The organism is Streptomyces sp. NPDC087215 (assembly GCF_044744885.1).
Classification (GTDB): domain Bacteria; phylum Actinomycetota; class Actinomycetes; order Streptomycetales; family Streptomycetaceae; genus Streptomyces.
In genome coordinates, this window is the sequence record NZ_JBIUZD010000002.1 from 577,550 (window position 1) to 599,974 (window position 22,425).

General features: G+C 74.1%; 15 protein-coding genes. 6 read left to right on the plus strand and 9 right to left on the minus strand.

Features of this window, described 5'->3' with window-relative positions:
* Positions 1 to 123 precede the first annotated feature (123 nt).
* The 3 genes from ACIO92_RS07225 to pulA all read left to right on the plus strand — a co-directional run bounded on the left by ACIO92_RS07225 (position 124) and on the right by pulA (position 8,345).
* The gene (locus ACIO92_RS07225; protein ID WP_402563544.1) at positions 124 to 1,152 is read left to right on the plus strand and encodes a LacI family DNA-binding transcriptional regulator; all 1,029 of its coding nucleotides are present in this window, start codon (positions 124 to 126) and stop codon (positions 1,150 to 1,152) included.
* A gap of 123 nt (positions 1,153 to 1,275) precedes the next feature.
* Positions 1,276 to 2,979, plus strand: a complete 1,704-nt coding sequence (locus ACIO92_RS07230) for a carbohydrate-binding module family 20 domain-containing protein (RefSeq protein WP_366441499.1) — start codon at positions 1,276 to 1,278, stop codon at positions 2,977 to 2,979.
* Positions 2,980 to 3,113: 134 nt separating this feature from the next.
* Entirely contained in the window at positions 3,114 to 8,345 is a 5,232-nt protein-coding gene (gene pulA, locus ACIO92_RS07235) for a pullulanase-type alpha-1,6-glucosidase (RefSeq protein ID WP_402279821.1), read from the plus strand.
* Positions 8,346 to 8,425: 80 nt separating this feature from the next.
* Here the strand turns inward: pulA and ACIO92_RS07240 are convergent, their stop codons facing one another.
* Complete coding sequence (locus ACIO92_RS07240) at positions 8,426 to 9,145, minus strand: TetR/AcrR family transcriptional regulator (protein WP_366441500.1); 720 nt, start codon at positions 9,143 to 9,145, stop codon at positions 8,426 to 8,428.
* Between the two features lie 37 nt (positions 9,146 to 9,182).
* On the opposite strand from ACIO92_RS07240, the gene ACIO92_RS07245 reads away from it, so the two are divergent.
* Positions 9,183 to 9,800, plus strand: a complete 618-nt coding sequence (locus tag ACIO92_RS07245; RefSeq protein WP_402279533.1) for a hypothetical protein — start codon at positions 9,183 to 9,185, stop codon at positions 9,798 to 9,800.
* A gap of 100 nt (positions 9,801 to 9,900) precedes the next feature.
* Here the strand turns inward: ACIO92_RS07245 and ACIO92_RS07250 are convergent, their stop codons facing one another.
* The 5 genes from ACIO92_RS07250 to ACIO92_RS07270 form a co-directional block, all read right to left on the minus strand.
* On the minus strand, positions 9,901 to 10,965 hold the full coding sequence (locus ACIO92_RS07250) for a PDR/VanB family oxidoreductase (RefSeq protein WP_402279530.1): 1,065 nt from the start codon (positions 10,963 to 10,965) through the stop codon (positions 9,901 to 9,903).
* Positions 10,965 to 11,849, minus strand: coding sequence for a metal-dependent hydrolase (locus ACIO92_RS07255; protein ID WP_401235861.1), 885 nt, complete (start codon positions 11,847 to 11,849; stop codon positions 10,965 to 10,967). Before ACIO92_RS07255 ends, ACIO92_RS07250 begins: the two co-directional genes overlap by 1 nt.
* 101 nt (positions 11,850 to 11,950) lie before the next feature.
* Complete coding sequence (locus ACIO92_RS07260; protein ID WP_402279527.1) at positions 11,951 to 14,344, minus strand: hypothetical protein; 2,394 nt, start codon at positions 14,342 to 14,344, stop codon at positions 11,951 to 11,953.
* Between the two features lie 94 nt (positions 14,345 to 14,438).
* Positions 14,439 to 15,239, minus strand: a complete 801-nt coding sequence (locus tag ACIO92_RS07265) for a tyrosine-protein phosphatase (RefSeq protein WP_366441504.1) — start codon at positions 15,237 to 15,239, stop codon at positions 14,439 to 14,441.
* 124 nt (positions 15,240 to 15,363) lie between these two features.
* Positions 15,364 to 16,365, minus strand: a complete 1,002-nt coding sequence (locus tag ACIO92_RS07270) for an NAD-dependent epimerase/dehydratase family protein (protein ID WP_401235857.1) — start codon at positions 16,363 to 16,365, stop codon at positions 15,364 to 15,366.
* Between the two features lie 298 nt (positions 16,366 to 16,663).
* Between ACIO92_RS07270 and ACIO92_RS07275 the strand changes: the two genes are divergently transcribed.
* A complete protein-coding gene (locus tag ACIO92_RS07275) occupies positions 16,664 to 17,296 on the plus strand; it encodes a hypothetical protein (RefSeq protein ID WP_402279523.1) in 633 nt (210 codons plus the stop codon).
* A gap of 45 nt (positions 17,297 to 17,341) precedes the next feature.
* A complete protein-coding gene (locus tag ACIO92_RS07280; RefSeq protein ID WP_402279520.1) occupies positions 17,342 to 18,868 on the plus strand; it encodes a PepSY-associated TM helix domain-containing protein in 1,527 nt (508 codons plus the stop codon).
* Here ACIO92_RS07280 and ACIO92_RS07285 read toward each other — a convergent pair whose 3' ends face one another.
* The 3 genes from ACIO92_RS07285 to ACIO92_RS07295 form a co-directional block, all read right to left on the minus strand.
* A complete protein-coding gene (locus ACIO92_RS07285; RefSeq protein ID WP_402279517.1) occupies positions 18,869 to 19,438 on the minus strand; it encodes a winged helix-turn-helix domain-containing protein in 570 nt (189 codons plus the stop codon).
* Positions 19,439 to 19,877: 439 nt separating this feature from the next.
* Entirely contained in the window at positions 19,878 to 20,921 is a 1,044-nt protein-coding gene (glnII, locus tag ACIO92_RS07290; RefSeq protein ID WP_402055606.1) for a glutamine synthetase, read from the minus strand.
* 199 nt (positions 20,922 to 21,120) lie between these two features.
* A complete protein-coding gene (locus ACIO92_RS07295; RefSeq protein ID WP_402279513.1) occupies positions 21,121 to 22,374 on the minus strand; it encodes an ARPP-2 domain-containing protein in 1,254 nt (417 codons plus the stop codon).
* Positions 22,375 to 22,425: the final 51 nt, after the last annotated feature.

The following is a 22,425-nucleotide window of genomic DNA, read 5'->3' on the forward strand; positions in this document are numbered from 1 at the left end:
CACGGTGGTGGTGGGCCCGGGGGGGGCCCGGGGGGCCCGCCCCCCCCCCCCCCCCGCGGGGGGGGGGGGGGGCGGGTCCCCCCGCGGGGGGGGGCGGGGCCCGCCCCCCCGCGGCTCGCGGACATCGCGGCCCAGTCCGGGGTCAGCGAGGCCACCGTCAGCCGGGTCCTCAACGGCAAGGCGGGGGTCGCGGGCGCGACCCGGCACAAGGTCCTCGCGGCCCTGGACGTACTCGGCTACGAGCGTCCCGTACGGCTGAAACGGCGCAGCGCGGGCCTGGTCGGACTGGTGATCCCGGAACTGACCAACCCGATCTTCCCCGCCTTCGCGCAGGTCGTGGAGCAGGTCCTCGCCGGGCACGGCTACACCCCGGTGCTCTGCACCCAGATGCCCGGCGGCGCCACCGAGGACGAGCTGGTCGAGCAGCTGGTGGAGCGCGGGGTGGCCGGGATCGTGTTCCTGTCCGGGCTGCACGCGGACGCCTCCGCCGATCCCTCGCGGTACGCCCGGCTGACCGCCCGGGGCGTCCCGTACGTCCTCATCAACGGCTACAACGAACGGATCGACGCCAACTTCGTCTCCCCCGACGACCGGGCGGCGGCCAGGATGGCCGTGCGGCACCTGGTCGAGCTGGGCCACGAGCGCATCGGGCTCGCCGTCGGACCCACCCGGTACGTGCCCTCGCGGCGCAAGGCCGAGGGCTTCACCGCCGAGCTGTACGAGTCGCTCGGCGTCGAGCGGGCGGAGGCCGAACGGTTCATCAGGCCCACCCTGTTCGGGGTGGAGGGCGGGCACGCCGCCGCCGAGATCCTGCTCGCCGAGGGCTGCACCGGCATCGTCTGCGGCTCCGACCTGATGGCGCTCGGGGTGGTCCGGGCGGTCCGGGCCCGTGGCCTCGACGTGCCCCGGGACGTCTCCGTGGTCGGCTTCGACGACTCGCCGCTGATCGCCTTCACCAGCCCGCCGCTGTCCACCGTGCGCCAGCCCGTGCAGGCCATGGCGACGGCGGCGGTGGGCGCGCTCCTGGAGGAGATCGAGGGGAACCCGGTGCAGCGCACGGAGTTCGTCTTCCAGCCGGAGCTGGTGGTCCGGGGATCGACCGCGCAGCCTCCCGTGCCCGCTTCCGCCGGGGCGCCGCAAGTCCTCCCGTAACAAGTCGCGTTCGGGCGTCCGGAGTATTGACCGGGCGCCGGGGCGCTCGTACGGTCACGGCTGAAAACAGTTGCTGATTCTTTCGGCAACTTCTTGCGACACCGACGTCGTACAGGAGGAACCATGGCCAGAAGAACCGTGGCAGCCGCACTCGCCCTCGTGGCGGGAGCCGCCGCCGTGACCGTCACGGGAAACGTTCCCGCGCAGGCCGTCCCGCCCGGCGAGAAGGACGTCACCGCGGTGATGTTCGAATGGAAGTTCGCCTCGGTCGCCCGTGAGTGCACCGAACGCCTCGGCCCCGCCGGATACGGATACGTCCAGGTCTCCCCGCCGCAGGAACACCTCCAGGGCCCCCAGTGGTGGACCTCGTACCAGCCGGTCAGCTACAAGATCGCCGGACGCCTCGGCGACCGCGCCGCCTTCAAGAACATGATCGACACCTGCCACGCGGCGGGCGTCAAGGTCGTCGCCGACGCCGTCGTCAACCACATGGCGAACGGCTCCGGCACGGGAACGGGCGGGACCCCGTTCTCCAAGTACGACTACCCGGGCCTCTACTCCGGCGCCGACATGGACGACTGCCGCGCCTCCATCACCAACTACCAGGACCGGGGCAACGTCCAGAACTGCGAACTGGTCCAGCTCCCCGACCTCGACACCGGCGAGCCCTACGTCCGCGCGAAGATAGCCGGCTACCTCGACGACCTGCTCTCCCTCGGCGTGGACGGCCTGCGCATCGACGCGGCCAAGCACATGCCCGCCGCCGACCTCGCCGACATCAAGGCACGGCTGGGCAACCCGAACGCCTACTGGAAGCAGGAGGCGATATTCGGCGCCGGAGAGGCCGTCTCCCCGAGCGAGTACCTCGGCACCGGCGACGTCCAGGAGTTCCGCTACGCCCGCGACCTCAAGCGCGTGTTCCAGAACGAGAAGCTCGCCCACCTCAAGAACTTCGGCGAGGCCTGGGGCTACATGTCCTCCGGCCGCTCCGGCGTCTTCGTCGACAACCACGACACCGAGCGCGGCGGCGACACCCTCTCCTACAAGGACGGCGCGAACTACACCCTCGCCTCCGTCTTCATGCTCGCCTGGCCCTACGGCTCCCCGGACGTCCACTCCGGCTACGAGTGGACCGACAAGGACGCGGGCCCGCCCAACGGCGGCCAGGTCAACGCCTGTTACACCGACGGCTGGAAGTGCCAGCACGCCTGGCGCGAGATCTCCTCCATGGTCGCCCTCCGCAACACCGCGCGCGGCCAGGCCGTCACCGGCTGGTGGGACAACGGCAACAACGCCATCGCGTTCGGCCGCGGCTCCAAGGCGTACGTGGCGATCAACCACGAGTCCTCGGCGCTCACCCGCTCCTTCCAGACCTCGCTGCCCGCGGGCACCTACTGCGACGTGCAGTCGAACAGGCCCGTGACGGTCGACGGCTCCGGCCAGTTCACCGCCACCCTCGGCGCGAACACCGCCCTCGCCCTGCACGTCGGCGCGGCCGGCTGCGGCGGCACCACACCCACGACCCCGCCGTCCGCCCCGGGCGCCTCCTTCAGCGCCACCGCCACCACCGTGCCCGGCCAGGACATCTACGTCACCGGCGACCGCGCCGAACTCGGCAACTGGTCCCCGGCCGCCGCCCTGAAGCTCGACCCCGCGACGTACCCCGTCTGGAAGCTGACCGTCGGCCTCCCCGCCGGCACCGCCTTCGCGTACAAGTACCTCCGCAAGGACGCCGCCGGGAACGTCACCTGGGAGTCCGGCGCCAACCGCACCGCGACCGTCCCCGCCACCGGCCGCGTCGACCTGAACGACACCTTCCGCGGCTGAACCCCCGCGCCCCCAGGGGCCGCCCCGGCCGGGGCGGCCCTCACTTTCCCGTACCTCCAGGGAGCACCCCCGTGACACGCAAGAGAACGGCGGTCGTACTCGCCGCCGCCCTGTGCGCCGCCCTCGTGCCCGCGATGCCCGCGACCGCCGCGCCCCGGCCCCCCGCCCCGCCCTCCGACCGGACCCTGGCCGCCGAACCGGCCCGCCAGGAACTCACCCGCGAACAGTTCTACTTCGTGCTGCCCGACCGCTTCGCCAACGGCGACCCCTCCAACGACCGGGGCGGACTCACCGGCAGCCGGACGCGGACCGGCTTCGACCCCGCCGACAAGGGCTTCTACCAGGGCGGCGACCTCAAGGGCCTGACCCGGCGCCTCGACTACATCAAGGGCCTCGGCACCACCGCCATCTGGATGGCGCCGATCTTCAAGAACCGGCCCGTGCAGGGCGAGGGCAAGGACGCCTCCGCCGGGTACCACGGCTACTGGATCACCGACTTCACCCAGGTCGACCCGCACTTCGGCACCAACGACGACCTGAAGAAGCTGATAGCCGCCGCCCACGCCAAGGGCATGAAGGTCTTCTTCGACGTCATCACCAACCACACCGCCGACACCGTCGACTACGCCGAGAAGGAGTACGGCTACCGCCCCAAGGGCGCCTACCCCTACCTCGACAAGGACGGCCGCCCCTTCGACGACCGCGCCACCGCCGGAAAGGTCGACGCGGACTCCTTCCCGTACACCCCCGTCGAGAAGGCGAACACCAAGGTCCCCGCCTGGCTCAACGACCCCACCATGTACCACAACCGGGGCGACTCCACCTGGGCCGGGGAGTCCACCGAGTACGGCGACTTCGTCGGCCTCGACGACCTGTGGACCGAACGCCCCGAGGTCGTCGAGGGCATGAAGCGGATCTACGAGAAGTGGGTCCGCGACTTCGAGATCGACGGCTTCCGCGTCGACACCGTCAAACACGTCGACCTGGACTTCTGGACCCAGTGGGCCACCGCCCTCGACGCCTACGCGAAGAAGCGGGGCCGCGAGGACTTCTTCATGTTCGGCGAGGTCTACTCCGCCGACACCGCCGTCACCGCGCCCTACGTCACCCGGGGCCGCCTCGACGCCACCCTCGACTTCCCCTTCCAGGACGCCGCCCGCGCCTTCGCCTCCCAGGGCGCCGGAGCCGACCGCCTCGCCAAGGTCTTCGCCGAGGACTACCGGTACACCACCGACAAGGCCAACGCCTACGAACAGGTCACCTTCCTCGGCAACCACGACATGGGCCGCTTCGGGAGCTTCCTCAAGCAGGACAACCCAGACGCCTCCGACGCCGAACTCCTCGACCGCGACCGCCTCGCCAACGAGCTGATGTTCCTCTCCCGGGGCAACCCGGTGATCTACTCCGGCGACGAACAGGGCTACACCGGCGCGGGCGGCGACAAGGACGCCCGCCAGCCCCTCTTCGCCTCCCGGGCCGCCGACTACCTCGACGACGACCAGATCGGCACCGACCGCACCCACGCCACCGACGCCTACGACACCGGCCACCCGCTCTACCGCTCGATCGCCGCCCTGTCGAAGCTCACCCGCGAACACCCCGCCCTCCGCGACGGCATCCAGCGCGAACGGTACGCCGAGGGCTCCGTCTACGCCTTCTCCCGTACGGACGCCGGGGACAGGACCGAATACCTCGTCGCCGCCAACGGCGGCACCACCCCCAGGACCGTCACCGTCCCCGTCGACTCCACCGCCTTCCGCACCCTCTACGGCGGCCGGGGCACGGTCACCGCGACCGGCGGCGAAGTCACCCTCACCGTCCCCGCCCTCTCCTCCGTCGTCCTGAAGGCCGACAAGCCCCTGCCCGCCCCCGCGACCGCGCCCACCGTCACCCTCAGGGCGCCCGCCGCCGGAGCCACCGGCACCGTCGAACTCACCGCCGACGTCACCGGCGGACAGCTCAACCGGGTCGTCTTCGCCGCCCAGACCGGCAACGGCCGCTGGCAGACCCTCGGCACCGCCGACCACGCCCCCTACAAGGTCACCCAGCACCTCACCGCCCCCGCCGGCACCGCCCTGCGCTACAAGGCCGTCGTCGTCGACACCAAGGGCCGCACGGCGAGCGCCACCGCCACCGGCACCGCGGGCGCGCCCCCGGCCCCCGAGAAGCCGGTCGCCGTCCAGCGCCCCTACGCCGTCGTCCACTACCAGCGCGAGGACGGGAACTACGACGGCTGGAAGCTGAAGGCGGCGGGCCAGGAGACCGCCTTCACCGGCCGCGACTCCTACGGCGCCTTCGCCTGGGTCAAGGTCCCCGAGGGCGCCTCCACCGTCCCGTACACCGTCGAGAAGGACGGCGCCGCCGACGGCCCCCGCCGCACCGTCCTCCTCGGCCGCACCGGCGAGGTCTGGATCGCCCGGGGCAAGGACGGCCAGTCCGACACCCACCCCGCCCCGACCGCACCGGACCGCACCAAGGCCGTCCTGCACTACCAGCGCGCCGACGGCGACCACGAAGGCTGGGGCCTCCACACCTGGACCGGCGCCGCCCAGCCCACCGACTGGTCCAAGCCCCTCATGCCCGTGCGCTTCGACGCCTACGGCGCCGTCTACGAGGTCCCCCTCGCCGAAGGCGCCCGCTCCCTGTCGTACATCCTCCACAAGGGCGACCAGAAGGACCTGCCCACCGACCAGTCCCTCGACCTCGCCACCCACGGCAACGAGGTCTGGCTGCTCTCCGGACAGCCCGCCTACCTGCTGCCCACCTCCGGCGCCGCCCCCGAACTCGACCTCGGCAAGGCCGAGGCCCAGTGGATCGACCGGAACACCGTCGTCTGGAAGGTCAGGGCCACCGACGCCACCAGCCAGCAACTGGTGTACGCCCCGGACGGCGGGATCACCGTCACCGACGGCGCCCTGAACACCGAGGGCCAGTGGCTCCGGCTCAACCGGAGCACCCTCACCGACGCCCAGAAGGCCGCGTTCCCGCACCTCGGGGAGTACCCCGCCTTCACCGTCGACCCGCGCGACACCGACCGCGTCCGCGACTCCCTGCGCGGCCAGCTCATCGCCACCCAGCGCGCCGCCAACGGGGCCCTGCTCGCCGCCACCGGCGTCCAGACCGCCGGAGTCCTCGACGACCTCTACGCGAAGAAGGCCACCGGCGCCGCCCTCGGCCCCGTCTTCCACAAGGGCGGAGTCACCCTCTCCGTCTGGGCCCCCACCGCCCGGACCGTCGCCCTCGAACTCGACGGCCGGACCGTGCCCATGCGCCGCGACGACACCTCCGGCGTCTGGTCCGCCACCGGCCCGAGGTCCTGGACCGGCAAGCCCTACCGCTACGCCGTCGAGGTCTGGGCCCCCACCGTCCAGAAGACCGTCACCAACAAGGTCACCGACCCCTACTCCACCGCCCTCACCACCGACTCCGCCCGCAGCCTCGCCGTCGACCTCACCGACCCGAAGCTCGCCCCCCGGGGCTGGAACACCCTGCGCAAGCCCGCCGCCGTACCGCTGCGGGACGCCCAGATCCAGGAACTCCACATCCGTGACTTCTCCGTCGCGGACACCACCGCCCGCGCCGACCACCGGGGCACCTACCTCGCCTTCACCGACAAGGACAGCGAGGGCTCGAAGCACCTGCGCGCCCTCGCCGCCTCCGGCACCTCCTACGTCCACCTCCTGCCCGCCTTCGACCTCGGGACCGTCCCCGAGAAGAAGTCCGCGCAGACCACCCCCGCCTGCGACCTGAAGGCGTACGCCCCCGACTCCGGGGAACAGCAGGCCTGCGTCGCCGCCGCCGCGGCCACCGACGCCTACAACTGGGGCTACGACCCCCTGCACTACACCGTCCCCGAGGGCTCCTACGCCACCGACCCCGAAGGCACCCGCCGCACGGTCGAGTTCCGGCGGATGGTCCAGTCCCTCAACGGCGACGGACTGCGCACCGTCATGGACGTCGTCTACAACCACACCGTCGCCGCCGGACAGTCCGACAAGTCGGTCCTCGACCGCATCGTGCCCGGCTACTACCAGCGGCTCCAGGCCGACGGCACCGTCGCCACCTCCACCTGCTGCGCCAACACCGCGCCGGAGAACGCGATGATGGGCAAGCTCGTCGTCGACTCCGTCGTCACCTGGGCCAGGGAGTACAAGGTCGACGGCTTCCGCTTCGACCTCATGGGCCACCACCCGAAGGCGAACATCCTCGCCGTCCGCAAGGCCCTCGACGCCCTCACCGTCGCCGAGGACGGCGTCGACGGCAAGGCGATCGTCCTCTACGGCGAGGGCTGGAACTTCGGCGAGATCGCCGACGACGCCCGGTTCGTCCAGGCCACCCAGAAGAACATGGCCGGAACCGGCATCGCCACCTTCTCCGACCGGGCCCGCGACGCCGTCCGGGGCGGCGGCCCCTTCGACGAGGACCCCGGCGTCCAGGGCTTCGCCTCCGGCCTCTACACCGACCCCAACGCCTCCGCCGCCAACGGCACCCCCGAACAGCAGAAGGCCCGCCTCCTCCACTACCAGGACCTCATCAAGGTCGGCCTGACCGGCAACCTCGCCTCCTACACCTTCACCGACACCTCGGGCCGTACGGTCAAGGGCTCCGAGGTCGACTACAACGGCGCCCCCGCCGGATACGCCGCCGCCCCCGGCGACGCCCTCGCCTACGCCGACGCCCACGACAACGAGACCCTGTACGACGCGCTCGCCTTCAAGCTCCCGGCGGACACCACCCCCGCCGACCGGGCCCGCGCACAGGTCCTCGCCATGGCCACCGCCACCCTCTCCCAGGGCCCGGCGCTCTCCCAGGCGGGCTCCGACCTGCTCCGCTCCAAGTCCCTCGACCGCAACTCCTACGACAGCGGCGACTGGTTCAACGCCATCCACTGGGACTGCCGCGACGGCAACGGCTTCGGCCGGGGCCTGCCGCCCGCCGCCGACAACAAGGACAAGTGGTCCCACGGCAGGCCGCTCCTGGTGAACCCGGCCCTCACCGTCGGCTGCGCCCAGATCGACGGCGCCTCCGCCGCCTACCGGGACCTCCAGAAGATCCGCACCACCGAGCCGGTGTTCTCCCTCGCCACCACCGAGCGGGTCCAGAACACCCTGTCCTTCCCGCTCTCCGGCCGCGACGAGACCCCCGGCGTCCTCACCATGCGCCTCGGTGACCTGGTCGTCGTCCTCAACGCCACCCCGGGCGCCACCACCCAGAAGGTCGCCGCCCTGACGGGCCGGGGATACGCCCTCCACCCCGTCCAGGCGAAGGGCGCGGACACCGTCGTGAAGTCCGCCTCCTACGCGGCCGGTTCGGGCACCTTCACGGTCCCGGCCCGCACGGTCGCCGTCTTCAAGGCCACCGGCTGACCCACCCGCACCCCACACGGGGGCGCCCCGGCACCGGACTTCCGGTGCCGGGGCGCCCGTCGTTCCCGGTGCCCACGCCGCTACGGCACGGACGGCTCCACGGTCCCCGCCGACGGCACCAGCGCCACGAGCCGCGCCACCAGTTCCCCGAAGGGCCCGTCGGCGGGCTCGTCCGCGAGCAGGCCCACCAGGATGCCCGCCATCTCGCCGTCGTACGCGGCGCTCACCGCCGCGAGGGCCGCGAAGTCGTGCACCAGCTGCAGCTCCAGCTCCGCGCGCGGCACCCGCCGCCCGTCCAGCCAGATCAGCGCCGTCGACTCCGCGAGCGACACCCAGGAACGGACGACCAGTTCGAGCCGCGCCGAGGGCTTCTCGACCCCCAGATGCGCCAGGATCTGCACGTACGCGGCCTGCCGCACCTCGTCGATCATCGCGTTCGTCGTGGAGGAACCCACGGCGGGACCGCCCCGCATCAGCGCCGCGAACCCCGGCCCGTGATCGTCCACGAAGTCGAAGAAGCGGCCCATCACCCGCAGCAGCCGCGCCCCGAGGGGGCCCTGCGGAGGCTCCACGAACCGGGCCGCCAGCTCGTCGGCGGCCCGCCGCAGCGCCGCCTCGTAGAGGCTCTGCTTGCCGGGGAAGTAGTGGTAGACCAGCGGGCGGGAGATGCCCGCGGCGGCGGCGATCTCGTCGATGGAGACCTCGTCGGGAGAGCGGTGGCTGAAGAGTTCGAGGGCGACCCCGATCAGCTGCTGCTTGCGCTCCTCGACGCCCATCCTGCGGCGTACCCCGGTCGTCATACGAACAGCCTAACGGGGTCCGTTACGCTCCTGCCCCATGAGCGCTTCCGACCAGGACACCCAGGCCGCCGAGCCCCCGGAGGCCGATGAGGCCCCCGCGAGCGACGGGACCGGCGAGAAGACCGCCCCGGGAACCCCCCGGAAGTCTCCGGAGCCCACCGGCGCCCCCCGCTCCGAACGGGCCGAAGGGGCGGCGGAGTCGGAGAAGCCGCAGCAGTCGCGGCAGTCGGAGGGGTCGCAGAAGCCCGAGCGGCCCGAGCGGCCCGAGAAGCGCGAAGAGGCCGCCGGAGTGCACGAGCCCGCGCGGGAACACATGGACGATCTCCGGGCGGGGGCCGCGGAGTCCGACGCGGAGGAGGAGCCCGAGGAGGCGCCCGAGGAGGCGCCGGTCCCGGCGGCCGGGCTCACCCCGAAGCAGGCGCGGCGGCTGCGCGTCGCCGTCGCCTCCGTGCTCCTGGTGGCGACGGCCGTGGTCCTGGTGATCCGCCTGGCGAGCCGTACGTCCGTGCTGGTCGTCGGCGTGTACGGACTCGCCATGATCCTCTGCGGCGTCGTGATCGAACTGTCCCGCAACGGCCGCACCCGGCTCGGCACCTGGCTCCTGGTCGGCGGCCTCCTCGGCGCCCTCGCCCTGGACTGGCTGGTCCTGCCGTAGCGGGCGGGCCGGGTGCCGGGCGCGGGTCGGGGCGGGCACCGGCCAGGGACCGGGCACGGCTCGGGCGCCGGGCGCCGGTCCAGGGGCGGGCCCCGGTGAGTCAGAGGTCCAGGACCAGTCGTCCCCCCGCGCAGCGCGAGACGCAGATCAGTATCTGGTCGGTCCGTTCGGCGTCGGTGAGCAGGTCGTCCCGGTGGTCGACCTCCCCCTCCAGGACCCGCTGCCGGCAGGTGCCGCAGAACCCCTGCCGACAGGAGTACAGGAGCCCCGGCAGTTCCGCGTGGACCGCCGAGAGCAGCGACTGGTCGGCCGCGACCTCCAGGACGCGCCCGGAGCGCCGCAGTTCGACCTCGAAGGGCGCGCCACCGGCCGGTGCCGCCGCCGAGAAGCGTTCCAGGCGCGGCGCCCTGCCCTCCGGCAGCGCGGCCGTCACGGCGTCCATGAGGCCCTCGGGACCGCAGCAGTACACCGGTGTCCCGGCGGGCACCTCCGCGAGGAAGCCCAGGTCGGGGCGGCCCGACTCGTCCTCGGCGACCACGGTCGACCGGTCGGCCCCGCCCAGTCGTCCGAGCTCCGCGAGATACGGCATGGAGGCCCGGTCGCGCCCGCAGTAGACGAGCCGCCAGTCCGCACCGGCCGCCTCGGCGGCGCGGACCATCGGCAGGACGGGGGTGATGCCGATGCCGCCCGCGACGAAGACGTACGACGGGGCCGCCACCAGCGGGAAGCGGTTGCGGGGCCCCCGGATCTCGATCTCGACGCCCTCGTGGAGCCGTTCGTGGACCTCGCGGGAGCCGCCGCGCCCGCCCCGCTCCTCCTCGATCAGCCGGGTCGCCACGGTGTACGCGGCGGTGTCGGCCGGGTCGCCGCAGAGCGAGTAGGGGCGGACGAGCCCCGAGGGCAGGACGAGGTCGATGTGGGCGCCCGGCCGCCAGGCGGGCAACCCGGCCCCCTCCAGGCGCAGTTCGACGACGCCCTCGGCGGGTTCGGTACGACGGGCGACACGGACCCTGCGGGTGACGGTGCGGCCCCGGCCGCGTCCGGAGACGGGCTCGTCGAGCGCGGGCATCGGCCAGAGCGGGGCGGTGGACATCCGGCCGCGGACCGCGCGGCGGACCAGCAGCGCGGCCCCCGCGACCACGGCGACGGTGACGAACCGGGCCATCAGCGGCCTCCGTCGGCGCCGGGGGAGGCGGCCAGATAGGCCACGGCCTGTGCGGTGTCGCCCTCCTGGGAGGGGTGGTAGGCGCGGCTGAGGTAGCGGGGGACGGAGCGGAGGATGTCGGGGGTGGCGGGCAGCACGCCCTGACGGCCCTTGCGCATGAACTGGCCGAGGGACGCCTTCCCGTCGACGAGGGTGGGGTCGTTCTCCATGAAGAAGCGGATGCCGCGCTGCCAGAGGAAGACGAGCGTGGAGAAGGCGAGGGCCCAGGTGCGGGCGCGCCGCCGGTAGCCGCCGTCGAGGTGCATGAACAGTTCGAAGGCGACCGCACGGTGCTCGACCTCCTCGGCGCCGTGCCAGCGCAGCAGGTCGAGCATGGTGGGGTCGGCTCCGGCGCGGTCGAGCGCGTCCGCGTTGAGGACCCAGTCGCCGAGGAAGGCGGTGTAGTGCTCGATGGCGGCGATCATCGCGACCCGCTCCATCAGCCACCAGCGGCGCGCGCGGCCCGGCGGCAGCGTCCGGTCGCCGAGCAGCTTCTCGAAGAACCAGTCGACCTGCGCGGTGTACGGGGTGGGGTCGAGGCCCTGCGCGCGCAGATGGGGCAGGACGTCGTCATGGGCCTGGGAGTGGACGGCCTCCTGCCCGATGAAGCCGATGACGTCCTCGCGCAGCCGGTCGTCGGTGACGAACGGCAGGGCCTGCCGGTAGACGTGCACGAACCAGCGTTCGCCGGCCGGGAGCAGCAGGTGCAGCACATTGATGGTGTGCGTGGTGAAGGGGTCGCCGGGCACCCAGTGGAGCGGGGTCGCCTCCCAGTCGAAGGAGACCTTGCGGGCCTTGAGTTCGACGTGCTCCGACGCCACCGGCGCGGGCTGCTTATTAGACATACCGTCAATGTACTGAGGGGTATGACGGCGCGACAGGCTTGTGCGGCGTCTTTCTGCCGTACGGGAGGAGGCCCCGCCCGCCGGGGCCCGCCCCCGGTGGGTCACCGGAGCGCGCCCACCCGCCTCCCGTCCTCCAACGTACCGCGCAGTTCCGCCCGCGCCCCGGCCGAGGCCCGTACCGCGAGGACCGGACCGTCCGCACGGCCCGTCACCCCGCCCGAGCTCTCCAGGGACGCGAAGCCCCCGCCGCCCGCCGCCAGGACGTACCAGTCGCCGCCGGGTGCCTGCCACAGCACGCCCGCGAGCACCCGGGGGTCCCGCACCCCGCAGGCGGGCGAGCCCTCCGCCCGTGCCGCGAGCGCCGCGGGCACCCGGGGCGACGGCACCAGGAACTGGGCGAGGACCCTGCTCCCCGTGCCCCGCCAGGTCTCCGCGCGCGTACAGATCCAGGTGCCGCGCCCGGCGCCCTCCGGCAGCGCCTGCCGGGCGAACCGCCAGGCGTTCACCGACCGGACCCCGTGCGCCCGTACCGCCGCCAGCTGGCAGGCGGTCCGCGCCCACGCGGTCCGGGCCTCCGGGCCCGTCGCGTCCACCGGCGCGGCGGGCGGGCCCCACAGCAGCCGGACGGGGGCCAGTTCGCCCAGGTCGGTGAGGAGCCGGGACCCCGAACCGTCCCGCAGCTGGAGGGCGTTCCAGCGGACGCAGTCCCGCGCGAGGGCGGGGCTCGTCATCGGATCGGTCACCCCGTCGGCGTCCCGCGCCAGCGGGCGCGCCTCGGTCAGGGGCCTCAGGAGGTCCCGGGCGCCGGTCTCCTTCACCCAGGGGGCCGTCAGATAGCGGACGTTGCCCGCCGCGCGGGACACCACGAGCGCGGCGGCACCGGGTGTGTCGGCGCCGTCGGTCCTGGCGAAGTCGAGTGCCGTGCCCGCCGCGCCCTCGGCCGGTTCGGCGTACCGCACCGCCCGCAGCCCGTCGTGGAGGAGGACCACCCGGGCCCCGTCGACCAGCCCCGCGAAGAGGAGCTGCGGCGGTCCCATCGGCGGGCCCACCGGGGTGCCGGGCGTCGCGGACGACCGTACGGACGGCCCGGGGCGGGCCCAGACGGCGAGCGCCCGCCGCAGCAGCGCGCGGTCCCGCACGAGCCCGCCGCGCGCGGGCCACACGGAGAAGTCCTGCCGGGTCGAACCGGGCCAGACGGCCGGGTCCACCCGCTTGAGCGCCCCCGGGTCGAGGGCCGCCTCGGCGGCGGGGTTACGGGCGTACGAGGGAGCGGCGGCACCGTTCCTGCCCCAGCCGTCCCCGGGCAGCCCCAGCAGCGCGCCGCACACCAGCAGCGCGACGAGGGCGACGAGCGAGGCCCGCAGGTGCTGGCGCCGCCGCAGGAGGTCCGTGGGCCGCGCCTGGAGCGCGCAGGGGTCGAACTCGTCGGACTCCAGCAGGGCGCCGCCGCTGCGGCGCGGCCCGGGAACGAAGCCGCGGGGGCCGCCGCCGTCGGCGGGCACGGACCTGGGCACGGACCCCGGCGCGCCGGGGTGGTGGGCGGTGCGGTCGGCACCGACCGGCCCTCCGGGCTGCCCGTTCCCCGGGGCCGTACCCGGGCCGCCCGGACCGTCCGCGCCCGCCCGGCCCGGACCGTCCGCGCCCGCCCGGCCCGGACCGCCCTGCCCGCCGATCCGTTCCGCGCGACCGGGGGAGCGGGAGCCCGGCGGATCGGGGAACCCCGGCCCTGTCGCCCCCACCAGCCCCACGGGTTCCACAGGCCCCACCAGTTCAGGCCCCACCGGCCCTGAGCGTCCCACCGGCCCTGAGCGTCCCACCGGCCCCGGCTCCGACAGCCCCGAGCGTCCCGGCTGCCCCAAGTCGCTGGCAGGGGAGGCCCGTCGCCCCTCCAGCCCCTGCTCGGCCGCGTCCACCGCGTCCACCGCGTCCACCGCGTCCACCGCGTCCGCCTCCACCAGTGCCGCCGCCGGGTCCGGCACTCCGGCCGCCGCCAGGACCCGCAGGACCTCCGGGTCTCCCTGGCGTTCGAGGCCGCGCAGCACATAGGCCGCGCGGCCGGGCCCGGAGAGGCGGGACAGGCGCTGGTCCAGGGCGAGTTCGTCCGCGCCGCCCACCCGGGGGAAGAGCCGCAGCCCCCACACGTGCGGGAGCAGCGGCGGGAACTGCGCCCGGCGCGGCAGCGCGAACCGCCGCAGCGGGAGCCCGGCGACCAGCGCCTGCCGCAGCACCTCGCCCCGTACGTACGCGTATCCGGGATCGACCGCGTCCTCGGCGGGCCGGGGCGCGGGCACGGTGGGCCCGGGGACCCGGCGGCGGGGCAGCGAACGCTGCACGAGCGCGTGCGCGGTCAGCACCCGGCGGTTGCGGCCGAGCGACGGCGGCAGTACGAGGTAGGCGATGCGGACCAGACGCGGATAGCGCTCGACGAGCGCGGCCTCGGCCTGCTCGACGTCGACCGGGCCCACGGGCGAGGGAACGAGATCCTGGGTGCTCACGTTCAGCAGAACGAGCGATTCTTCCGATGGTCACCCCGGCCGGGCCCCGCCCGGACCGCGCCGGACCGTCAAGTCCCTCTCGTACGAGCGCAGTTCAGGCGCCCGGGGCGGTCAGGCGCTCACGGATGCGTGCCGTCGTCCCGTCGGGGACGCCGAGCCCCTCCCGTACGTACGCCTCCATCGACCCGTGCCGGACCGCCACCTCGTCCAGCGCCGCCTCCAGGTACTCCGGGAGGACACCGATCAGGTCCAGGGCCAGCTGCGGGTCACCGCCCTGCGCGGTGAACCCCTCGATCATCGGCGCGAACGCCTGTCGCACCGCCGGGTTGACGGCGAGGTACTCCGTCCGCACGGTCCGCTCGTCCGCGCCGAGCAGCGACAGCACGACCGTCGCGCCCCAGCCCGTCCGGTCCTTGCCCGCCGTGCAGTGGAAGAGCACGGGCCCCGCGTCCGGCCCGCCCAGCGCGGTGAGCAGCGTGCGGTACGCGGTGCGCGCGGCCTCGCCGGAGACGAAGGTCCGGTAGGTGCGGGCGAACGCCTCCCTGACCCGGCCCCCGCCGAGGTGCTCCTCGGCGAGCGCCGGGTTCGAGAGCAGCGTTCTCAGCTGGGCGGCGGGCGGCAGCCCGCTGATCGACAGCTGGTCGGCGAGCACGTCCGCGAGGACCGCCCGCGCCCCGGCGGGCAGCCGGTCGGGCCGTGCGGTGCGCTCGCTCTCGGTGCGCAGGTCCACGACGGTGCGGACGCCGAGGCGGGCCACCCCCGGTTCGGCCGGGTCGAGCCGGTCGAGCTGCGCGGACCGCAGGGCGAGCCCCGGACGGACGGTCCGGCCCCCGGCCAGCGGGAGACCGCCGAGGTCGCGCAGGTTGGCGACGGAGGTGGCGGGAATGGCGGGCATGGCGTCGGCTCCTCCGGCTCGTACGGGTCCGCGCCCGTGCGTACGTTCTCCTGCCGACCGTAAGGGATCACCCCGGTCCGGGCAGTCCCAGCGGACACCTGCCGTTTCGACCCGTACCGGCTCCTCAGGCCCCGGCGAGCGCGGCCAGCACCTCCGCCTCCCGCTGCGGGGTGAGGCCGGGCGCCGGGCGGTCCGGTCGCTGCGGCGCGATCCCACCGAGCGATTCCAGCCAGGCCCAGGTGTCGGCGACGGTCTCGGCGACGGGACGGCAGCGCAGCCCGGCGGCCAGCGCCTTGCCGACGTCGGCGGTGTGGATCATGTCGTACGTCTCGCCCGGCGGCAGCCACACCGGCAGCTCCGTCCAGGGCGCGGCACCGGCGGCGAGCAGCTCCTCGGGGCCGGTCCAGCGCAGCGAGGCACCGGAGCCGGTGACCCGTACACAGGCGTCGAGCAGCTCGCCCATGGTCGTCCGGCCGGGCGGGCAGACCAGGTCGTACGGGCCGTGCAGCCCGGCGGACACCGCGTCGAGGGTCCATCCGGCGAGGTCGCGGGCGTCGATGTACTGGACCGGCAGCGTCCGGGGGCCGGGGGCGAGGACCGGGCCGCCGCGCGCGATCCGGCCGAGCCACCAGGGCAGACGGCCCACGTTCTCGTACGGGCCGAGGACGAGCCCCGCCCGGACGGACAGCGTCCGGTCCGCGCCGAACGCCCCCTCGGCCGCCAGTTCGCCGCCCCGCTTGGCCTCCGCGTACGGCACGTCCCCGGCGTCCGGGGAGCCGTCCACGACCGGGTCCTCCTCGGCCCGCCCGGCGGGCTCCGGTCCCGCGTACACGGACCGGCTCGACACATACGCGTACCGGCCCGCCCGCCCGGCGAGCAGCCGGGCCGCGTCCCGCACCGCCGAGGGCGCGGCCGACCAGGTGTCCACGACGGCGTCCCAGGTCCCGTCGGCCAGCGCGGCCAGCCCCTCCGGCCCGGTCGTGCGGTCGCCGAGCAGGGCGGTCACCCCGGCGGGGGGCTCGTGCCGCCCGCGGTGGAAGACGGTCACGTCCCAGCCCCGGGCGAGCGCGGTCTCCACGACCGCGCGGCCCACGAACTCCGTGCCTCCGAGCATCAGCAGTCTCATGGGCCGAGCCTGCCGCGCCGCCCGGCCGGAGGCCAGGGGGTTCCGCTCGGGGAGGATTCCGCCACGGGAGGAACGGGCGAAGCGGAACGAACGAGGCGCCCGGGGAGAGGTGCCGGACGCCGGGCGGACGTCACAACCACATGAACGCCGTCACCAGAAGCGGAGGGGGACTCGTGCCACACCCGTTCGGGTGACAACATGTCCGGCGATGACGGATGCCCGGTCGCCCCTGCGCGCCTTGAGAGCCGCCTTGTTCGCGGTGGTCTGCGTGGCCTTGGCCGCCGCGGGGCATTCGTCCATGTCTGCGCATCGGCTCCCGGCCGTGACCCTGCTCGCCGCGTTCGCCGCGACGGCGGCCCTCGCCTGGGCCGCGGCGGGCCGCCGCCGGAGCGCGCCGACGGTCGCCGCCGCCATGGGCGTGCTCCAGGGCGCGCTCCACCTGACGTTCTCGACGGCGGGCGCCCACACGGGGCACACCGGCCGCCCGGCGACGGCGACCCCCGGCCCCACCGCGCCCGGCGCCCACGACATGACCGGCATGACCGGCCACCCCCTCGCGTCCCCCGCCGATCCCATGGACCTGGGCGTCGGCGCGGACACGGCCATGGGCGCCGCCACCGACCTGGTCTCCACCGGCGGTCTCGGCATGGCCGCCGTCCACCTCCTCGCCGCGCTCCTCTGCGGGCTCTGGCTCGCCCACGGCGAGGCCGCGTTCCTCACGCTGGCCGGCGCCGCCCTCGCGTACGCCTTCACCCCGGTCCGGCTGGCCCTCGCCCGGGTACGGGTCCCCGGACCTCCGTGCCGCACCCCCCGGCGGGCCCGCCGCGACGCCCGGCCGCCGGTCGCCGTCGTCCTCGCCCACAGCCTCTCCCGGCGCGGCCCGCCCCGGCCGCCCGCACCCCGCGCCACGACCCTCGGAGCACACGTCTGACCCGGGGGTCCCTTCCCCCTGTCCGTACCGTCCCCGAGGACACCCATGAGCATCGACGATCCCGCACGCCCGGAAACGCCCGAGGCGCCACCGTCGAAGACCCGCCGACCCACCACGACCGACCCCACGACCAACCCCACGACCGCATCCACCACGGCGACCGCCACCGACCCCACGGCCGCACCCGAGCCCGCCCCCACCGGACCGCCCGCCCGGCCCGGCACCTGGAGCGCGCTGCGCCCCCTCGTCCTCCGCGTCCACTTCTACGCGGGCGTCCTCGTCGCCCCGTTCCTCCTCGTCGCCGCCCTCAGCGGTCTGCTGTACGCGCTCTCCTTCCAGGCGGAGAAGATCGTGTACGCGCACGAACTGGAGGTCCCGGTCGGCGACACCGTCCTGCCGCTCTCCCAGCAGGTCGGCATCGCCCGCAAGGTCAACCCGAACGGCACCGTCACCGCCGTCTGGCCCGGCGCCGAACCCGGGGCGACCACCCGTGTCCTGATGGCCGACCCCGACGTCCCCGAAGGCACCTCGCTCGCCGTCTTCGTCGACCCGTACACCGGTGACGTACGCGGTCAGCTGCCCAGCTACGGCAGCTCCGGCGCCCTCCCGCTGCGCACCTGGACCGACGAGCTCCACCGCGACCTGCACCTCGGCGAGTTCGGCCGCAACTACAGCGAACTCGCCGCGAGCTGGCTGTGGGTCGTCGCGCTCGGCGGGCTGCTCCTCTGGCTCGGCAGGCGCCGCCGCACCCGCCGTGCCCTGTTCCTCCCCGAGGGCGGCCCCGCCTCCCGCCGCCGCACCCTGTCCTGGCACGGCTCGGTCGGCCTGTGGGCGGTGACCGGACTCGTCCTGCTGTCCGCGACCGGACTGACCTGGTCCCGGTACGCGGGCGAGAACATCGGCGTCGTCCAGGACGGTCTCGGCGGCGCGACCCCCACCCTCACCGCGACCCTCGGCGGCGCGCCCGGCGGCTCCTCGGAGCACGAGGGCCACGGCGGCGGCCACACCGGCACCGCCCCCACCGCCCAGGGCCCGGACATCGGCATCGACCGGGCCCTCGAAGCGGCCCGCGCGGCGGGCATCGACAGCCCCCGCCTGTCGGTGGCGCCGCCCGCCGACGGCAAGGGATACGTGATCAAGGAGACCGACACCCAGTTCCCGCTCCAGCTGGACTCGGTGGCGGTGGACCCGGCGGACGGCACGGTCCTCGACCGGCTGGCCTTCGCCGACTACCCGCTGCTCGCCAAGCTCACCCGGATCGGCATCGACGCGCACAGCGGCGTGTTCCTCGGCCTGTTCAACCAACTGGCCCTGGCCGCCCTGGCCCTCGCCCTGGTCCTGCTGATCCTCTGGGGCTACCGCATGTGGTGGCTGCGCCGTCCGGGCCGCCCGGCGGCGCGCGGGGCGTGGCGCAGGATCCCGGCGCAGCTGCTGCTCCCGCTGCTCGCGGGTACGGTCCTGGTGGCGTGGTTCGTCCCGCTGCTCGGCCTGAGCCTGCTGCTGTTCCTGGCGGTGGACCTCGCCCTGGCGCTGGTCGCCAGGATCAGGGCGAGGTCCACCCGGACCGGCTGATCAGGGGGTGTACTTGTAGCCGACCCGCCGCACGGTCTGGATCGTGTGGCGGTGCTCGGCGCCCAGCTTGCGGCGCAGCCGGGCCACGTGCACGTCGACCGTGCGTCCGTCGCCGACGTGCCCGTAGCCCCACACCGTGGTGACCAACTGGTCGCGGGTGTGGACCCGGTGGGGGTGCGCCACCAGATGGGCGAGGAGTTCGAACTCCAAGTACGTCAGGTCCAGGGCCTGTCCGTCGACGACGGCGAGCCGCTGGACCCCGTCGATCGTCACCGGACCCTGCTCCTCCGCCGGTGCGGACACCGGCGCGGGGGCCGGTGCGGGTGCGGCGACGGGCGGCCGCTGCTGGTCGGCCGGTACGAGGACGAGGTACCCGACCATCGGCGGGCGGCCCGGCAGCGTCGGCAGGGTGTGCGGCGGGGCGGGCAGCAGGGTCGCGCCGGGCGGCAGGAAGTCCGCGACCTGGGCGAGGTCCACGACCTCGTTGGGGTCGACGGCGCGGAGCCGGTGCCGTCCGGGACGGACGGCGGTGAGGGGGATACTCGGGGAGTGGGCCTGGGGATGCGCCATGGAAGTCAGCTCTTTCGCGCGGAGAAACGGACGGACAGGAGTCGTACGTCGTGCGCGTGGGCCGAAGGCCGGGGACCGGACCGTGCCGATCGGGGCTTTAGAGGGCCGACGCGTTCCTCGCGCGGCAACACACCCGGTCGAAGTCGTGGTGCTGCCGGGAAGGCCAGAACGGCTCCAGGTCGTGACGACCCTTCGCGGTGTCGTTCTCTGTGATGGCCATATCCCTATTGAAGCAGAAGGGAATGGCCCCGACGAGCCCCGGACCGGCCAAACCCCGTGTAGTCCTTCCCACATGCCGGGAGGGACCCCGCCGCGCGGGGCACACGGGACCGGCCCCCGTCACACCGGGAGGCGCCCACCGCGAACGGTGGACGCCTCCCGTGGGAAACCTTCGAAGCGGCCCAGAAGCGGCTCAGAAGCGGCTCCGTAGCGGCGCGGATCAGACCTGGCCGGCCTTCTCCAGGGCCTCGCAGCAGGTGTCCACGATGAGCCGGGTCACCACGTACGGGTCGACGTTCGCGTTCGGACGCCGGTCCTCGATGTAGCCCTTCCGGTCCTGCTCGACCTGCCACGGGATGCGGACCGAGGCGCCGCGGTCCGAGACGCCGTAGGAGTACTCGTCCCACGGGGCCGTCTCGTGCAGACCCGTCAGGCGCTCGTCGATGCCCGCGCCGTAGTTCTTGACGTGGTCCAGCGGCTTCGAGCCCTCGCCGAGGGACTCGCAGGCGGTGATGATCGCGTCGTAGCCCTCGCGCATCGCCCGGGTGGAGAAGTTGGTGTGCGCGCCCGCGCCGTTCCAGTCGCCCTTCACCGGCTTCGGTTCCAGCGTCGCCGTGACGTCGAAGTCCTCGGCCGTGCGGTACAGCAGCCAGCGGGCGATCCACAGCTGGTCCGAGACCTCCAGCGGGGCCAGCGGGCCGACCTGGAACTCCCACTGGCCGGGCATGACCTCGGCGTTGATGCCGGAGATGCCGAGACCGGCCGTGAGGCAGTTGTCCAGGTGCGCCTCGACGATCGGGCGGCCGTGGATCTCGTCCGCGCCGACACCGCAGTAGTAGCCGCCCTGCGGGGCGGGGAAGCCGTTGGCCGGGAAGCCCAGCGGACGGGTGCCCTCGAAGAAGGTGTACTCCTGCTCGATGCCGAAGATCGACTCCTGGGAGGCGTACCGGCCGGAGACCTCCGCCAACGCGGCGCGGGTGTTCGACTCGTGCGGCGTCATGTCCGTGTTGAGGACCTCGCACAGCACCAGGATGTCGTTGTCGCCGCCGCGGATCGGGTCCGGGCAGGAGAACACCGGGCGCAGCACGCGGTCCGAGGCGTGCCCCTTGGCCTGGTTCGTGCTGGAACCGTCGAAGCCCCAGAGCGGCAGTTCGTCGAGGGGGAGGACGTCACCCGCGATGATCTTCGTCTTGGAACGGAGCTTCGCGGTCGGCGCGGTGCCGTCGATCCAGATGTACTCAGCCTTGAAGGTCACGGGTCTCATCCTTTGGGCGTGCTGCTGCGGGTTCACGGCGGCTCGCGGCGCTGCGTGCTGCTGCGGTGTTCGGTTTCGCTGTCGCAGCTTCGCAACACGGGATTTCCCGTCCGTGACCCTCGTGTGAACCCCGTGTTACGCGCCCGGCCCTGGGCGGAGGGGCCGTGCACGGGGCGGTGAGCGGCCCCGTAAGGAGAGGTGAGTGGCGTCACACCGGGCGGCGGGGCTCGTCCGCGCGGTCCTCCGACAGCTCCTTCAGCCGCCGCCCGACCGTCCCGGCGTCCAGGAACGGCCCCAGCCCCGCCGCCCGCACCCGTCGCACCAGCTCCGCGTACGAGGTCCCCAGCGCCTCGGCCGTCCGCTCCAGGTGCCAGTCGCAGTCCGCGAGCCGCCGGAGCAGATACCCCTTGCGGATCTGCTTCTCCGACAATCGGAAGGTCTTCAGATAGGCCGTCCGTCCCTTCCGGTCGGTGATCACCTCACCGATGTGCTGCTCGCGCCCGCCCCGTTCGAACGGGGGCAGGAACCGGTACAGACGGAACGGCCCGGCCCGGTGCACGCGCTCGAAGGCGTACGGGGTCTCCAGGAGGTCCCGCGCCATCAGACCGTCGTGCGCCACCGCCCACGCCCGCTCCTGCTCCAGGGCCGCCGCCCGCAGATCGGCCAGGGTACGGATGCCCCCGGCCCCGTCCCTGATCCGCGCGGTGAACTCGGGCACCGCGCCGCCGTAGTACGCGTACTGGTGCACCAGCTCCCCGTACAGGTCCTCCACCAGCGTCGGGTGCAGCAGCCGGTAGTCGTCCGGGTGCGGCACCACGAAGGCCGCGGCCAGCGAGTCGGCCACGTACAGCAGCAGTCCGCACTGGCCCGGATGCACCTCGAAGACCCGCAGCGCCTCCGCCAGCCCCGGCACCGCCCACCCCGCGTACGCCGCCTCCGCGCGCGGCGACAGACCGTGCCGCAGGGCCTCACGCGACCACTCGTCCCAGACGATCGACGGCCCGCCGAAGTGCAGCGCGAGATACCCCTCCAGGGCCAGGTGCAGAGGCAGGAAGCGGAGCCGCCGCTCCACCCGCCCGTCCCTGTCGCGCCGCCGCTTCGCCATCCGGTGGATGCGGCGCACCGGCAGACAGGACGACGGCCCGGCGCCGCCTTCCCCCGCCCGTTCCCGTTCCCTGTCCCGTTCCCGGTCCCGGTCTTCCGCCTCCCCGCCGAGGAGCGTGCCGTACGCGGCTGCCTCGGCGCCCCGCCCGGTACCTGACCAGTCGGCGACGAAACCGTGCGGGACGTACGAGGTGTAGGTGGTCCGGTCGGGCAGCTCCACCGAGCCGAGGCCCCCGTACAGCTCCCGGCGCAGCCGCAGCCCGGCGACGGGCTCGGCCCGCACCAACGGCACCAGCCGCACCCCGCCCCACACCTGCGCGGGCCGCACGTCGAGCCCCGTCAGATCGATCCTGGTCACGTCCGCTCCTCCACCCCGCCGACGGCGCGGCCTCCCGGCCGGTCCGCCGCC